At 63.1% G+C, this 15,730-nt stretch carries 12 protein-coding genes; 3 read left to right on the forward strand and 9 right to left on the reverse strand.

The genetic code is table 11. The features are described 5' to 3' along the window. Window positions 1-7: 7 nt before the first annotated feature. On the reverse strand, window positions 8-1,417 hold the full coding sequence (locus ACIQUB_RS23240) for a VOC family protein (RefSeq protein WP_402932731.1): 1,410 nt from the start codon (window positions 1,415-1,417) through the stop codon (window positions 8-10). 112 nt (window positions 1,418-1,529) lie between these two features. Between ACIQUB_RS23240 and ACIQUB_RS23245 the strand changes: the two genes are divergently transcribed. The 3 genes from ACIQUB_RS23245 (at window position 1,530) to ACIQUB_RS23255 (ending at window position 4,036) form a co-directional block, all read left to right on the forward strand. Beyond that, complete coding sequence (locus ACIQUB_RS23245) at window positions 1,530-2,420, forward strand: LysR family transcriptional regulator (RefSeq protein WP_113238146.1); 891 nt, start codon at window positions 1,530-1,532, stop codon at window positions 2,418-2,420. Between the two features lie 72 nt (window positions 2,421-2,492). Beyond that, window positions 2,493-2,729, forward strand: a complete 237-nt coding sequence (locus ACIQUB_RS23250; RefSeq protein ID WP_112425684.1) for an Lrp/AsnC ligand binding domain-containing protein — start codon at window positions 2,493-2,495, stop codon at window positions 2,727-2,729. Between the two features lie 140 nt (window positions 2,730-2,869). Beyond that, on the forward strand, window positions 2,870-4,036 hold the full coding sequence (locus ACIQUB_RS23255; RefSeq protein WP_113238147.1) for a glycosyltransferase family 4 protein: 1,167 nt from the start codon (window positions 2,870-2,872) through the stop codon (window positions 4,034-4,036). 77 nt (window positions 4,037-4,113) lie between these two features. Here the strand turns inward: ACIQUB_RS23255 and ACIQUB_RS23260 are convergent, their stop codons facing one another. From ACIQUB_RS23260 to epmA, 8 genes are all read right to left on the reverse strand, one after another. After that, entirely contained in the window at window positions 4,114-7,425 is a 3,312-nt protein-coding gene (locus tag ACIQUB_RS23260) for an alpha/beta fold hydrolase (RefSeq protein WP_113238148.1), read from the reverse strand. Window positions 7,426-7,515: 90 nt separating this feature from the next. Continuing rightward, the gene (locus ACIQUB_RS23265; RefSeq protein ID WP_113238149.1) at window positions 7,516-9,990 is read right to left on the reverse strand and encodes a glycoside hydrolase family 2 protein; all 2,475 of its coding nucleotides are present in this window, start codon (window positions 9,988-9,990) and stop codon (window positions 7,516-7,518) included. Between the two features lie 16 nt (window positions 9,991-10,006). Continuing rightward, window positions 10,007-10,969, reverse strand: a complete 963-nt coding sequence (locus ACIQUB_RS23270; protein WP_113238150.1) for a DUF1839 family protein — start codon at window positions 10,967-10,969, stop codon at window positions 10,007-10,009. 8 nt (window positions 10,970-10,977) lie between these two features. Continuing rightward, on the reverse strand, window positions 10,978-11,886 hold the full coding sequence (locus ACIQUB_RS23275; RefSeq protein ID WP_018901877.1) for an amino acid--[acyl-carrier-protein] ligase: 909 nt from the start codon (window positions 11,884-11,886) through the stop codon (window positions 10,978-10,980). A 5-nt stretch (window positions 11,887-11,891) separates the two neighbouring features. Continuing rightward, a complete protein-coding gene (locus tag ACIQUB_RS23280) occupies window positions 11,892-13,073 on the reverse strand; it encodes an acyl-CoA dehydrogenase family protein (protein ID WP_112982821.1) in 1,182 nt (393 codons plus the stop codon). Beyond that, window positions 13,073-13,324, reverse strand: coding sequence for an acyl carrier protein (locus ACIQUB_RS23285; protein WP_018901875.1), 252 nt, complete (start codon window positions 13,322-13,324; stop codon window positions 13,073-13,075). The genes ACIQUB_RS23280 and ACIQUB_RS23285 overlap by 1 nt, the downstream gene beginning before the upstream one ends. Before the next feature lie 258 nt (window positions 13,325-13,582). Further along, entirely contained in the window at window positions 13,583-14,638 is a 1,056-nt protein-coding gene (locus tag ACIQUB_RS23290; protein ID WP_113238151.1) for a lysine-2,3-aminomutase-like protein, read from the reverse strand. Continuing rightward, a complete protein-coding gene (gene epmA, locus ACIQUB_RS23295) occupies window positions 14,635-15,699 on the reverse strand; it encodes an EF-P lysine aminoacylase EpmA (RefSeq protein ID WP_113238152.1) in 1,065 nt (354 codons plus the stop codon). The genes ACIQUB_RS23290 and epmA overlap by 4 nt, the downstream gene beginning before the upstream one ends. Between the last annotated feature and the right edge of the window lie 31 nt (window positions 15,700-15,730).

Below are 15,730 nucleotides of genomic sequence, written 5' to 3' on the forward strand. Positions count from 1 at the left end.
AGGTCTATCAGGCTACGTTGCTCAGGCGCAGGCCGGAAAGCCCGAGCAGATCGATCGCCGCCTCCAGCGAGCGTGCCTGACGTTCCGCATAGAGGTCAAGCTCATCCGTGACGGTGGCGCCGAGCGCCTCTTCGAAGGCCGAACGATTGGAGCGGGTCGCGTAGTTCTGCTGCTGGTCCGTGCCGAGGTTCGACTGGAAGATCCCAGCCGCGCTGACGGGCAGGAAGTCCTCGTAGACGATGGGATCGAAGGTGAGATAACCCATCTCGATCAGCGCCTCGGCATCGTCAGGCAGCGCGCCGTCGACGGCGGCGGCAACGCCCTTGGGCGTCGCGGAATAGTGGAAGAAGGCCAGCTGCTCGGCCCTGAGCGCCGCCCAGCTGTCCGGCAGTTCGCGGAACCGCTCGGCAAGCTCGCTGTCGTAATCTCCGGCCTTGGCGCCACCGGCGCCGACTTGCACCTCGCCGCGAACCGAGGCCAGCAGCCGATCGTAAAGCGCCCGGCCCTTGGCCGTCAGCGCCACGCCGCGCTGCTCGATCTCGCCGAAGCGGGCCGTATGCGTGCCCTTGGCAGCGCCCGTCTCGCCGGCGAAGGCGATCGCCTCTTCCAGCGCCTTGAAGCTGGTCTGGCGCAGCAGGATATCGCAATCGCGGCGCGGCGGCCCTTCGATGACGGCCTTCGGCGTGATGCCGCGCTCCGGCATGCGGGCCTGCACGGCGTCGATATCGAGCGTGCGCGGGGTCAGGTGGTTGATATGCGGTCCCTTGAAGGAGACGACGTCGGCGATCAGCCGGTGCGCATCGTGCAGGCGCTTGTAGGTCTCGGCGGTGACGGTCGCCTCGCCATGCCAGCGGAAGGTCTCCAGCGTCTCGGCGACGAACTCCCGCGCTTCCGCTTCCGTCAACCCGCCCGCCTCTTCATGACGCTCGATCAGCTGGATGGCGCGCTCGGTATAGATGCGGCGCTTCGCGAGAATATCGGCGGCCTCGGCGCGCAAGGCTTCGTCCTCGATCAGTTCGAGCCTGAGCAGCGAGGTGAAGACGCGGAACGGATTGACGCTGAGCGCCGCCTGATCGACCGGGCGGAAGCAGGTGGAATGCACGGGCACGCCGGCCACCGATAGATCGTAATAGCCGACCGACTGCATGCCCATGACGGCGAAGAGGCGGCGGATGGTGAAGAGCTCTTCGGGAGTGCCGAGACGGATGGCGCCATGGCGCTCGACATCGATGCGCTCCAGCTCGCCGGCACGCGTCAGGCGCTCGCGCAGCGCATTGTCCCTGGCCAGCACCTCGGCATTGACGTCGGAAACCAGTTCCAGCAGCGTTCCGTATTGCGGCACCTCGGCGCGATACATCTGCGACATCGCTTCGGTAAACAGCGAACGGATGCGGTCTGTGGAAAAGAAGCCTGCCATGATAGAGATCCCCACGTTCATTCCGATTATGATTAGTGCAGCTATTTACAAGCGCCCGAAAGCCATAAATATCGACATTTCGGAAATAGCTCATTCTGAAATGGAATGACCAATGCTGACGTCAAGGCGTTTTCTACCCTCCACCGCGCTGCTCTCCGCCTTCGAGGCGGTATCGCGCACCGGCAGCGTCACGGCCGCCGCCAAGGAACTCGACCTGACGCAAAGCGCCGTCAGCCGCCAGATCAAGACGCTGGAGGAGCAGCTAGGCGTCGAGCTCTTCATCCGCGAACGCCAGACCGTGCGCCTGACGCTTGCCGGCGACGGCTACGCCCGCGAGATCCGCGAGGCGCTGCGGCGCATCTCCAGCGCCTCCTTGAACCTGCGCGCCAATCCGCATGGCGGCACGCTGAACCTCGCGATCTTGCCGACCTTCGGCACACGCTGGCTGGCGCCGCGCCTCGGCCGCTTCCTCGCCGCCAATCCCGGCGTCACCATCAACCTCGTCACCCGCCTATCCTCTTTTGACTTTCGCCTGGATTCGATAGACGCCGCCATCCATTTCGGCCATCCGCTCTGGCCGGGCGCCGAGCTGACCTTCCTGATGTCGGAAAAGACCGTGCCCGCCTGCAGCCCCGATTTCCGCGACCGCTACGGCATCAGCCAGCCGTCCGATCTCGTCGACGTGCCGCTGCTGCATCTGACCACCCGGCCGGATGCTTGGGAACAATGGTTCGCCGACAACGAGGTGCCGCCGCAGACCGTTCACGGCATGCTCTTCGACCAGTTCGCCACAACCGCACAGGCGGCCATCGCCGGCCTTGGCGTGGCATTGTTGCCGACCTTCCTCATCCAAGACGAGCTGAAGCGCGGCGATCTCGTGGCATCAGTCAATCGCGAGATGGAGAGCAAGGAGCGCTATTATCTGGCCTTTCCCGCCGAGCGCGCCGACTACGCCCCGCTCTCAGCCTTCCGCGACTGGATCGTCCGCGAAGCCGCCGGTTGACGGAACCGCTTGCGCCGCACCCGTCGTTTCGCGCATTATGCGGCGCAACAGAATTCGATGCAGGAAATTCCCATGAAGCCGATCTTCGTCCAGCTCCAATGCGCCCCCGGCAAGACCTACGAGGTCGCCGACGCCATCTACAAGACCGAACGCGTCTCGGAGCTCTATTCGACCAGCGGCGATTACGACCTGCTTCTCAAGGTCTATATCCAGGAAGGCGAGGACATCGGGAAATTCGTTAACGATCAGATCGCCAGCATTCCGGGCATTGTCCGCTCGCTGACCACGCTCACCTTCCGTGCATTTTAGGCCTGCAGTGACGGTCGGTTAACTCTTCCCAAAAGCAAATCCCCGAAGGGGCGGAAGTTTAACGCCGCCTTAACGCAGCCCGTTGCCATGTGGCATCGATGAAAGCCGTGATCCGTTCATCGCGGCCGAAGGAATGACATATGTCCGCCGCCGAACTCTATTCCCATGACGCCGAACCGGTCGCCGCCAGCGCGCCGCTGATCGTTCACGTCATCCGCCAATTCCTGCCCAATCGCGGCGGCCTTGAGGACGTGATCGCCAACCTCTCGCGCCAGACGCTAAAGCGCGGCTACCGCGTCCGCGTTGTCACGCTTGATTCTCTGTTTACGGCCCGCGACAAGAAGCTGCCTTCACGCGAGACCATCGACGGGATCGACATCGTCCGCATTCCCTGGTCAGGCAGCACGCGCTATCCGCTCGCGCCAGAGGTCTTCCGCCATCTCGGCGATGCAGACCTGATCCATGTGCACGCGATCGACTTCTTCTTCGATGCGCTCGCCTGGGGCCGCTTCCTGCATCGCAAGCCGATGGTGGTCACGACCCATGGCGGCTTTTTCCACACGACGAAATTCGCGGCGATCAAGAAGGTCTGGTTCCAGACCATCACCCGTGTCTCGGCCATGGCCTACAAGCGGGTCATCGGCTGCAGCATGTCGGATCTCGCGCAGTTCGAAAAGATCGCGCCGAGCCGCAGCATTCTCATCGAAAACGGCGCCGACATCGGCAAGTTCGCCGACCGCGCATCCCGCAGCCCTAAGCGCCGGATCGTCACGATCGGCCGTTTCTCGGTCAACAAGCGCCTCGACCGGCTGATCGACGCCCTTGCGGTGCTGAGAGTGTGCAATCCGGATTGGCATCTCGATATCGCCGGCGTCGAATCCGATCTGACCCGGCAGGACCTGATGGCTCAGATCGACCGACTGAAGCTCAACGACGCCGTCACCATCCATGTCGACGCCGACAACGGCGCGGTCGGGCGGATCATCGCCGACGCTTCGATCTTCGCCTCCGCCTCATCCTATGAAGGTTTTGGGCTTGTGGCGCTGGAAGCCATGAGCGCCGGCCTGCTGCCGGTGCTCAACACCAACGAGGCCTTTAGAACGCTCGGCGCGCGCCACAAGGACATTCTGCTCGCCGACTTCGCCGATACGGCCGCCGCAGCCCTCGCGCTGGAAACGGCCTACAAGCGCCTGGAAGCGCAAGGCCCGGCGGTGCGAGCCGCCCTTCTCTCCGATGCCTCGGCCTATTCCTGGGACGTCGTCGCGGAACGTTACATCGGCGTCTATAAAGAGCTCATCGCCGGCTAATAAAAACCGACGCAATCACCCTCGATAGTCCGAAAACTTGACCGACCCGAAACGGGCAGGCGCACGCCTGTGTCCGCTCAGGCCTTCGCCAGCCGCGCGATCTCGGCGAACACCGTCCGGCGCGATTCCGGTGGCGTCAGATTGTGATCGGCATCCGGCAGCATCACCAGCCGGACGTTCGGATGGCGCTCGAACTTGCGGCCGCCGGGGCCGAAGTGGAAATACATGTGCTCAAGCCCGACATCGCCTTCGCTGTAGATCAGCGTCAGCGGCACCTTGCGCTTGCCGACGGTGACGAAGGATTTCTTCACCTCGCTCGCCGTATGCCTGCGGCTCGGCAGATATTCGAGCAGCGGCGCGATGCGCACCGACATGCGGCGTGAGAAGGCGATGATGACATTGCGCGTCGCCGCCAGCACGTCGATATCGCCCTTCAGCAGACGCTTGACCGTGGCGAAGCTGGACAGCCGCTGACCGTAATCCTCGAAGCTGCGCGGCACCGATACGACATGCTTGCGCTCGACCGGCTGGTTCGGATCCCAGTAATAAACGAAGGGATTGATCGAAACAGCCGCCTTGACCCTGACATCGTCGACGGCGGAGCGGATGGCGACATAGCCGCCGCTGCAGCGACCTGCGACCATCAGCGGTCCGGGAACCACGCCCTCGAGCAGATCGAGTGCGGCCTGCGCATCGGCGTTCTGGGTGGCGGAATAGAGGATCTGATCCGGTGCATCCGGACGCGGCGGGCTGTCGCCGACATTGGCGGAATCGAAGCGGATCGAGGCGACACCCTCGCGGGCAAGCCCCCGGGCCATGTCGGTGATCGCGCGACCCCAGCCGGACTGGCGGTCGTACGCGGTCGACAGAAACACCACGCTGTTGCCGCGTGGCCGTCCGACCGGACGCGTGACGACGCCGACCAGATGATTGAACGCGCCGAAACGAACCGGCACTTCCTCGAAGTCGTCACCCGCGAGCGACTGGGTGTCGACCGAGGTGGCCGAAGGCGTAGCGGCCGGATCGACCGATGTATGCTCGTCTACCCATTGCGCCAGTGTCTCGACGACCTCCATCGGCGTGCGCGAGAAGACCGGGTCGGAAATTAGCCTGTCGTAACCCTTGAATGTCTGCTGCTCGACCGCCGCGCCGAGCGCGGTCAGATTGTCGGCGAGCGTCGTGTCGTCGGCACGCTCCGGACGCTCCAGAATGAGGTAACGCTGTGCCGCCAGCTTTTCCGGCGCGGCGATGCGGACCTTCGAAAGCTCCGCGGCGATCCCATCGGGCATCTGCAGCCCGGCGATCATGTGCTTGCCCTCGGGAATGGCATCCTCGCCCAATCCCAGGTGATGATTGATGAACGTCGCCCATGCGCGAAGCTCGCGCAGATAGGCGCGGCCGTTGACGACGGGACCAAGAATGGCGATGGCATCGACGCCTTCGATCGACGGCGCGGTCCTCTGTGCCAGTGCCGCGCCGAGCCCTTGCGCGACGATGATGATACGGCTGCAGCCGCTTAGTTGCTTCAACCGCTCGGCGGCGTCGCGGATCGCATCTTCCCAGATCTTGAGGCCGACAGTGTCGTCGACATCGAGCGCATCGCCGGCGCCGGGATAATCGAAGCGCAGACTGGGCACGCCGATTGCCGCGAAATGCTCCGCCGTGACACGGAAGAACCGCCGGCTGCACATTTCCTCAAGCCCCCAGGGATTGACGAAGAGCACCGCCGCGGAGCGCTTGGCAACGCCAGCGTTCTCCGGCTTGAACATGCCGATCGTGCCATCGAAAGCGAATGGCAACGCGGCCTCGTTGCCGGCGCCCTCGGCAAGACCGGTCTCGACGGTGATCTCGATCGCCTCTTCGGCTTCCGCCGTCTTGGCGTTTGCCGGCGCAATGAAGGCGACGGCCTTGCGGGCGGACTTTCCTACCGAGCCCGGCAATTTTTCGACAATAGACGACATAACATCGGCATCCTCTCGCGGAATTGCCTTTAAAAGCTTGAGCGCAACAATATAGCCAGCGCCCCCAAGAACGATTGCGAGAAGAAGTCCAATAGAACCATTGATATAATGTAAAATTCCAAGGGCTATAATTGCGCACAGGACCGATGCGGCAAGCGTCTTGAGCAGATTTACGTAAAGACCAGAGAGCTGAGAGCCGAAACCGGTCTGCCGCACCATGATAATACACATAATCGTGAACACGCCGATGCGCACCATCGCGGCTCCTTCGGCGGCGAAGAACGGAACGACCGCAAGGCAGCCGAGCGTCATCACGGCGGCGCCGACCAAGCTGACCTTCAACCGGTCGCGGGCGCGGTCCATCGAGAGCAGATAGAGGCTGAGCGTCTGCATGAAGGTGTAGGACGGGGCGGCAAGCGCCAAGAGCGCCACGACGGTTCCGCTGCGCGCGAATGCTTCGCCGAACACCGCGCGAACCAACTCGCTCGATATGGCGGCAAGCCCGAAGCTCATCGGCAGGATGATGTAGGCCATGCTGCGGGTAACGGCCGCGAACACCTCGACCGGCAGGGTGCGATCGTCGCTTGAGTGGCGCCGCTCCGAATAATAGGGGAGCAGGCTGCCGGTCATCTGGATCGGCAATTGCAGCGCGATGTTGGCGACGGACAGGCCGACGGCGTAGAAACCGACCATCTCGACCGACCAGAACTGCTGCAGGAACAGGAGCTCCAGCCTGTTGAGGAAGATGGAATCGATCAGGAACTGTGCCGAGAGCACGATGGAGGAAGCCGCCAGATATTTGAGCGGCACCCCGCAGCGATCGCGCGGCGTCATCAGGATCGGGATGGTGGCGATGAAGAACACCATCTGCCCAAGCAGATAGCCGACCAGCACGCCCTCGACCCCATAGAGCACGGCGCCGGCGCCGACACCGATCAGCTGCAGCAGGCACACACCCATGGCGAGCTTGAAGAAATCGGTCAGCCGCCGCTCACCGATGAGGTAGAATTTGACGAAGGAGCCGATCGCCTGCACGAAGAACAGCGCGCCCGTGACGTAGGCGACCGAGGGGGCGGTCTTTGCCCAATGCATCTGCTCAGACGTCAGGAAGAACAGAGCATAGAGGCCGAGCAGAAACAGCGTCGAGCACAGCATGACGGTGACGAGCAGCGAGGCGAAACCCAGCCGCCGGCGCGCGTCAAAACCTTCCGCCTGCAGCTGCGGCAGCGTCTTCGACATGGTGATGCTGGAGCCGAGCTCGGCGATCGACGCGCCGGTGACGACGAGCCAGAGCGAGAAGGCGACAATACCGTTCGCCTCCGGCCCGAGCAGCCGGGCGGTGATGATGGAAGACAGGAACCCCGTTACCAGAAGCAGCATTCCCGCCGCGCCGTTCATCACAGAATTCGCGATAATTCCCTTAGACATACCGTATCCGCGTTAGGCCGTTCGAAGGGCCTATTTTAGTAAGAAAGTCTTTCGAAATTGATTGCGCCTCATCTTTTGCGACGAGCGCCTCTAGAACGAAAAAGCGCGCGCGCCGCCCGGTGTCAGCACCTCGCCGGTCGGGCGATCATCGCCCCCTCGCCCCGAAAGCGGACGCAGGAGAACGCGCTTGGCGGCGCCAGGCGCCAGATGGAACCAGTCGTCGTCAGGCCGGAAACCATCGACGCTTATATGCACCGACTGCGCCAGCCTGTCGGTCGCCAAATCCGCGAACCACGCGCCACCGTCTTCGACCAGCGACACCTGGATCTCGGCATCGTGCACGGCCTTCGAGCGCCCCTGCGGGAAATGGAAGGCATCGGCCACTACCGCGCCACCCTCGGGAAGCCTGAGCCGCGCCACCGTGACGTCATGCGCCGGCGGCCCGAAACGAAAAGAATAGGTCGTGTCGAAGAAGGCACCGAAGAGATCGGTCGCGGCAAACGTCTCCGTGCTGCGCGGCGCAAGCGTCAGGATGCGTCCGCCGCTCGCCACATTCTGCCGGCCATTTCTGAAGCAGATGACCTCGAGATCGAGTTGCAGGCTGTGTTCGGTTTCGTTGATCACATGCACGTCGAGGCCATTGGTCCCCTCGTCGGTCATCAAGACCTGCACCGGCCGGAAGGCGCGGCGCAGCGCGTACCAGATCGGCTTCGGCGTGCCGGTTGAATCGATCACGCCCCAGCCGGCGCCGGGCAACAAGTCCTGCAGCGTCCAGACCAGCGCGCCATTGCAGCTCGATCCCTTGCGCCGCCATTCCGCGAACGTCTCCTCCGCCACCTCGCCGGTGACGGCGCGCGACAGGTCGAGATAGAGATCGCGGTTTTCGCGGCGCAGGCGCGCCGGATCGATGTCGTAGAGATGGCCAAGATAGAAATCGCGCACATCCTCGAAATCCCAGGAAGCGCCGCGATCCCGCGGTACCCGCGATTTCCATAGCGGGCTGTGCACCGGCGGCACATCGAGATGCCGCTGCAGCGTCTTCTGCTGCGGCACGTTGGCGAAGGCGAGGCTCTCGGCCGCGAAGCGCACATTGGCGCGACGGGCATCCTCGAGCGGCCGCATATAGGCGCCGACGCCGTAATAATGCGTCACGCCTGAATTCGGCGAAAACGGCATGGCGCCGCCGGAGGGCGAATTGGGAACGTAAGGGATTTCGGGGCAGAGCCGCGCCGCGATCGCCGGAATGATCTCGTCGGTGATCGGTCCCGACCAGAATTCCGGCGGCAGGCCGAGCATCGCCGCCTGCTGATAGATTTCGCTGCCGCCGCAGAGCACCGTAAGCGACGGCGAACCCTGCACGCCGTGCAGAAACTCCTCGACCTCGGCGTGGACATGCGCGGTAAAGGCCTTGTCGTTCTTCGGATAGTCGAAATTGGCGAACATGAAGTCCTGCCAAACCATCAGCCCAAGCTCGTCGCAAAGCCGGAAGAATTCGGGCGTCTCATAAGCCATGGTGCCGCCGATGCGGATCATGTTCATGCCGGCCTCGGCCGCCAGCCGCAGGAACGGCTCATAATCCGCCCGCACGCCCGGTAGCTTCACGATATCGGCCGTGGTCCACACCGCCCCGCGGCAAAACACCCGCTCGCCGTTGATAAGAAGCGCGAAGTCGCTGCCGTCAGTGCCACGATCGGCCACGACGCTCCTGAAGCCGGTCTTGCCGAGCGGATGCTCGACACCATCGATGACGACGGCGTAGTCGTAGAGACGCGGCGTTCCGTGCGTGTGAGGCCACCAGGGCTCCACGTCCTTCAGCCTGAGAATGGCCGAGTAATGCCGCTCGCCGACCTTTTCGAACGCCTGCTCGATGCCGCCGCAGCGCAGCGACAATTCGGGCGCTTCGGCATCAGTGCGCAGGGACACGCTGAGCTTGCCCGAACCATCCGGCTCCATCACCGCCCGCACGCTGACATCATCCAGCGAGACGACATCGCGGCGCACCAAAGTGACCGGCCGCCACGGGCCGGCGGCGTGGATCTCAGGGCACCAGCCGGGCATGCGGCCGAGCAGCGTGGTGCGGACGTTCTTCAGGCCCTGCGGCGTGATCATCTGCGGCCGCCAGCGGGCGCGCGGGCCGCTTTCGGCAATCCTGGGCGCAAGCGCGCGGAAACAAAGCGCCAGTTCGTCGCCGCCTGACAGCGTCACCGGCACCTCGTGCATGGTGAACATGCTTTCGGACGAGAGTATCTCCTGGCCGTTCAGGAACACATGGCAAAGCGTCGCCAGCCCCTCGAAGCGCAGGATGGCGTCACCCGGCGCGGCGTCGAACAGGCGGCAGACATACCAGGCATCCCTGGTGTCGAGCGGCACGGGATTTTCGCGGTCGAACAAGCCCCCTCGCTCCAGCGCGGCAGCGGCCGTGCCCGGCACCTCGGCGGGGATGAACTGGGCGGAAAGCGGCAGGTCGTGCGGATTGGCGCAGGCGCCGGGTTCCGTCAGAACCAGGTTCCACCCCTCGCTAAGCGCGATCTCCTCCGCGGCGATGCTCGCCAATCTCCCACGCATGATCAGGCCTCCGGCTTCAAAGACGTTTCGTGAGCGAAGCCATCATCGAATCCCACGCATCGGCCGCCGGATCAAGCGCGGTCGCTAGCGGCTCGAACTTCTTGCGCGTGACGGCGCGCGCCAGCTGAAACTGCACGGATTTCGCGGCCTCCGACAGCTTGCGCGCATGCTCGGCCGCCTCGCCGAATTCGGCCTCGGAATGCCAGACCAGATGGTCGGCCATGAGCTCGAAATTGGCGCCGAACTGGCGCAGCGTGTTGAAGGCGTATTTGTGGAAGAAGCCGAAGGGTCGCTCGGCCACCGCCTCGACCTGCTCCGGAAAGACCGATGCAAAGGCGCGGATCGGATTTTCGCGCGGGCGGCGGGCGAAATGCGCGGACAGCAGCTGCCGGGAGACGCCGCGCGTTGCCTGCGGATCAACGGGCATGTCGGGGAACTTGGCGAACTCCGTATAGGGCAGGAACTGCGGATCCTCGTCGCGAAGATCGAGCTGGAACAGCCCGTCGAAATCCTCGCCCTCGAGCGAGAAGAAGCCACCATTATGGAAATAGTCGATACGCTTGTTCGCGACATCCAGCCGGTTGATCGCAACCGTCGTCTTGCCGTGCTCCTGCCGGTAGGCGGTGCCCTGCGTGTCGGGCATGTAGAAGCTGTCCATCTCGATCAGGCAGAGACGTCCGCGCGCAATCTGCGTCGCGACGTGCCGCTCGACCTTGTCGAAGATCGCAAGCTCGGTGACCCTGATACCGTAAAGCGCCTCCAGATCCTCGAGTGGCACCTTGAAGAAGGTGAACTGGTCACCCTCGAAATCCTGGCCGAGCGTGAAGCCCAGCATCGCCTCGGGCGCGAGCCCAAGCGTGCTGAGCACTTCGATCCAGAGGTCGATATAGCAATTGGTCTCCGGCCACATGCGCTCCATGGAATGCAGCGCATGCGGGCAATAGCTGTCCGGGCTGATCCCCGGGAAGACGGATGCCATCGTTCCCCTTAGCCCCAGAGCGCCTGGCGCACCGAGGCCGGCCACAGCTTCACATCGAGGCCATGGTGATGGAACAGCGCCAGCGCAATGCGCTCCAGCCCGAAGCCGACGCAGGCCGTGAAGGCAACGCTGCCATCCTCGAGGTTCAGGCCCCACTTCTGGCCGAAGGAATCCTGGTGGAAGTTGAAGCTCATGCAGGCCGTCGGATTGGCCGTCGAGGTGATTGGGATCAGAAGCTCGAACTTCAGGTTCTGGTCGCGCTGGTTGTTGACCATCATCTTGCCGGCGCGGCCGAAGAACGGATCGTTGGCGACGTCGATGGTGACGTCGAGACCGACGAGCTTCATCATCTCAAGGCCGCGATCCATCCACTTCTGGCGGAAATCGGTGACGTGCAGCTCGGTGCCCATGCAGACATATTCGCGCATGCGGAACAGCTGCTGGCGGGCCGGATCGCGCGATGGCTCGTGGCGGAAGCAATAGGACTGCAGGTCGAACAGCGCACCGTCCTTCGGCAGGTTGCCGCGGCGGGCAACCGTCGGATAGAGCGGGTAGCAGGCGGCCGGCGTCAGCACGATTTCGGTGGCTTCCTGGCCCTTGGTCCAGTCGTCGCCCACTTCCATGCACTGCAACAGGTTCATGTGATCGAGCTCGTTGCCGCAGAAGCTGTGGACCGTGCCGGCCAGTTGCGGGAAGCTCTTCATGTAACCGCTCTTTTCGAAGATCTCGCGGTTCATGCCCGGCGGAAAGCGCATCGCTTCCGCGCCGTCCTCGCCGCCGAAGCGATCGATCAGGCGCTCGAAGGCGGCGATCACGTCCTCGAACTGGCCGCTGCGGCCATAGAGGCCATCGACGCCCATATCGATCAGAAGGCCGGATTCAAAGAGCCGGTCCAGAAAGGAGGTCTGCATATCCATGTGAGTTACCCCAGTAGGCTAGTGTCCTGCTTGTGGACAAGGAGCATGCTCGACGTGTTGCCAAGAATGCGGTCGTTGGAAATCATCAATTGAGCGGAATGCGCATCGCGAAGATGGCGGCCGAGGCTGAACGGCGTACCGTTCTTGTAGCCCATGATGCCGCAGATCAGCATGGCGTGGTTGACGATCTCGAGGATCGTCTCGGACGATGCAATCTTGACGTTGTTCATCGCCACGGCAAACGCCATGGACGACAGCTTGTCGGGATCGGCCTTGGCATCCTCATAGGCCTTTAGGCCTGCGACGACGTTGGACTTCACCATCTGCAACAGGTTCGACACTTCAGCGAGACGCAGCGCGCCCGGAGGCGGCGCGCCCGGCGACTTGCGGGCGGCGGCGCGCACGAAGGCCTGCGCGCGGGAGAATGCATCGATGGCGATGCCATACCACACACCGCTCCAAAGCAGGTGCGAGGACGCCAGCATCGACTGCGCGGCGATCTCGGCGAAAGGCTTCGGCAGGATCTGGCTCGCCGGTGCTTCACCCTTGAACAGGAAGCCGTCGGAGCAGGTGCCGCGCATGCCGAGCGTGTTCCAGGCATGCGTCTTTTCGAGCGTGTACTGATCTTTCAGGAATGCTGTCAGAACCTGGTCCGATGGAGCGGCATCCGCATGAGCGCGCGAGGTAATCAGGATCGCATCGGCGTGGGCGCCGTAAGAAATGACCGTCGCATCCTTTTCGAGACGGCAAACACCGCCCTCGACATGAATGGCGCAAATGCTGTTGCGCAGATTGCCGCCAATGCCGCCTTCGGTCGTCGCCGATCCGATCAACAGCTGCTCCGCCGCGATCCGGCGCATGAAGTCGGCGTGCCACGCGCTATCCGCCCCATGCTCGACGAGGCTGGAAAGCTTGATGTGGTGCATGGCGAAAACCATGGCGCTGGCGGCGCAGGCCTGGCCGAGCATCGAGCAGAGCTCGGCGATCTCGGTCGTGGTCGCGCTTTCGCCACCGAGGCTACGCGGGATCTGGATGCTGAGCAGGCGCTCCGCCTTCATCGCATCCACGGCCTCCTGAGGAAACCGGCCTTCAAAATCGACGGCGTCCGCGAATTTCGCCGCAATGGCGGCAACGCGGGCAGCCCTTGCTGCAAAACTGTCTTCCGTGATTTTGACCGGGAAGTTCATCAGGCGACCTTCCGGCTATCCTTGATCAGATCAACGGTCCGGGCGATGGCCGAGATGCTGGCGAAGGACTTGCGATTGAGGAGATTGTCCGGGAATTCGATATCGAAGGCGTCCTCGATGCCGAGCATGAGCTGAACCGATGCGAAGGAGGTGAGCCCCGCCGCGTACAGATCGGCATCGTCAGCCACGGTGTCGATAGCCACAGGCAGCTTGCCGAATTTCGCAAGCAGTTCGCGGATCGTCGTATTCATCCTCACATCTCCAAGCTGTCATAACCAGAGCGGGCGCTCATCGCCCTGTCATGGAGGTGCTTTTAAGGAGGAAAAACCAATATTCCGCTAAGGCATGTGGTTAAATCTGGCCACGATGAAAAGCTAAGAATTTAGCATCTTCGGCTGATCAGTAGAGATAAAGCAAATCGGATCATTGCTTTGCAGGAAAAGCTTAAACGACGCTTGGCCCGAGTATGAATGAACCCGAGTGCTGAAATGAAACGAAGAACGGAACAGTTAACTCCCGCGCGGCGGGTAGATATGCTCTTGTCCGTTGTAGTCGGAAACCGAATAGCAACCCTCCGCGTTTCTGCGGATCGCGTTTTGGCCGATATCGGCTTTGCCGTATCCACCGGGGATATCCAGAATATAGGTCGGCTGACACAATCCAGAGATGCGGCCACGCAATGAAGCGACGATCGCCTGCCCCTCTTCCACCGAGAGCCGGAAATGGCTGGTGCCGGGCGCCAGATCGGGATGATGCAGATAATAGGGCTTCACCCGCGTCTCGACGAAGGCCTTCATCAGCTCCGCCAGAACATCGGGATCGTCATTGACGCCCTTAAGCAGCACCGACTGGCTGACCATGACGATGCCGGCATCGATAAGCCGGGCGCAGGCGGCGCGCGCCTCGGTCGTCAGCTCACGCGGATGGTTGGCATGCAGCGCGACATAGGTGGTCTTGCCGCTCGCCTTCAACGCCTCGATCAACGCCGCGTCAATCCTCTCCGGATCCACAACAGGCACGCGGCTATGAAAGCGGACGATCTTGACGTGATCGATATCCTTGAGCTGTTCGAGAATATCCCGCAGCCGGCGCGGCGACAGCACCAGCGGATCGCCGCCGGTGAGGATGACTTCCCAGATCGCGTCATGGTTCCGGATATAGTCGAAAGCGGCCGTCATCGCGGCCGGATCGAGCGTCCCCAACCCCTGCGGACCCACCATCTCGCGGCGGAAACAGAAGCGGCAGTAGACGGGACAGACATGCACCGCCTTCAAAAGCACGCGATCGGGATAGCGATGAATGATGCCCTCGACGGGACTGTGCGCGTGATCGCCGATCGGATCGGCCCGCTCCTCCGGCGTCATCACCAATTCGGCGGCATCGGGCACGAACTGGCGCGCGATCGGATCCTCGGGATCGTCATGGTCGATCAGCCGTGCCATCGCGGGCGTCACCGCGATCGCATAGCGAGCCGCGACCTCGTCCAGCGCCTCGCGGTCGCGATCGGCGATCAGCCCGGCATTGGCGAGCTCGTCCACCGTCTTGATCGGCCGGGTGATCGTCACTGCCCATACTCCGCCACCGGCGCCCACAGCACCTGATCGATCCGCCGCGCGCCTGTCGCCAGCATCACCAGCCGGTCGAAGCCGAGCGCGATGCCGCTGGCGTCGGGCATGATCGCCAACGCGTCGAGCAGGTCGTCGTCAATCGGATAGGTCTCGCCATAGATCCGCTTTTTCTCCGCCATCTCGATCTCGAAGCGACGGCGTTGCTCGACGGGATCGGTCAGCTCGCCGAAACCGTTCGCCAGCTCGACACCGCAGGCATAGACCTCGAAACGCTCGGCTACGCGGGGATCGGCAGCCGACGGCCGCGCGAGGGCTGCTTCGCAGACCGGATACTCATCGAGGATCGTCACGCGCCCCATGCCAAGATGCGGTTCGACCTTCTCGACCAAAACCCGACTGAAGAGATCGGCCCACTGGTCGTCTTCGGCGACGCGCATGCCGTTGCGCCGCATCTCGGCCGCCAGATGCTCGCGGTCGGTCGAGCCATCGGCGCTGACCGAGGCCAGAAGATCGATATCGGCATGACGACGGAACGCTTCGGCGACGCTCAGGCGCTCCGGACCGGCGAAGGGATCGCAGTTAGTCTCACGGTAGCTCAGCATCGTCGTCTGCATCGTCTCGGCCGCAAGTGCGATGATGCGCACGCAGTCCATCATCAGGCTCTCATAGCTTTCGCCGGTGCGATACCATTCAAGCATTGTGAACTCGGGATGATGCAGCGGTCCGCGTTCGCGGTTTCGATAGACATGCGCGAAGCAGGCAATGCGCTCCTCGCCGGCCGCAAGCAGCTTCTTGCAGGCGAATTCGGGCGAGGTGTGCAGATAAAATGATGCAGCCTGCCCATCCGTGGTCAGCGCCTCGGTGGCAAACGCATGCAGGTGCGCCTCGTTTCCAGGCGACACCTGCAGTGTCGCCGTATCGACCTCGATGAAGTCCTCGCGAGCGAAGTAGCCACGCAGAGCCGCCTGAATCCGGTTGCGTCCGATCAGGAACGGCCGGCGGTCGGCATGCACACTGGGCGTCCACCAGGGCGACGCTTTGGCGATCGAGGGTTTCATCGAATGCTGTCCTGACCGGATCAGCCAACGC

It is taken from the genome of Rhizobium sp. NPDC090275, from assembly GCF_044772225.1.
Lineage (GTDB): Bacteria > Pseudomonadota > Alphaproteobacteria > Rhizobiales > Rhizobiaceae > Rhizobium.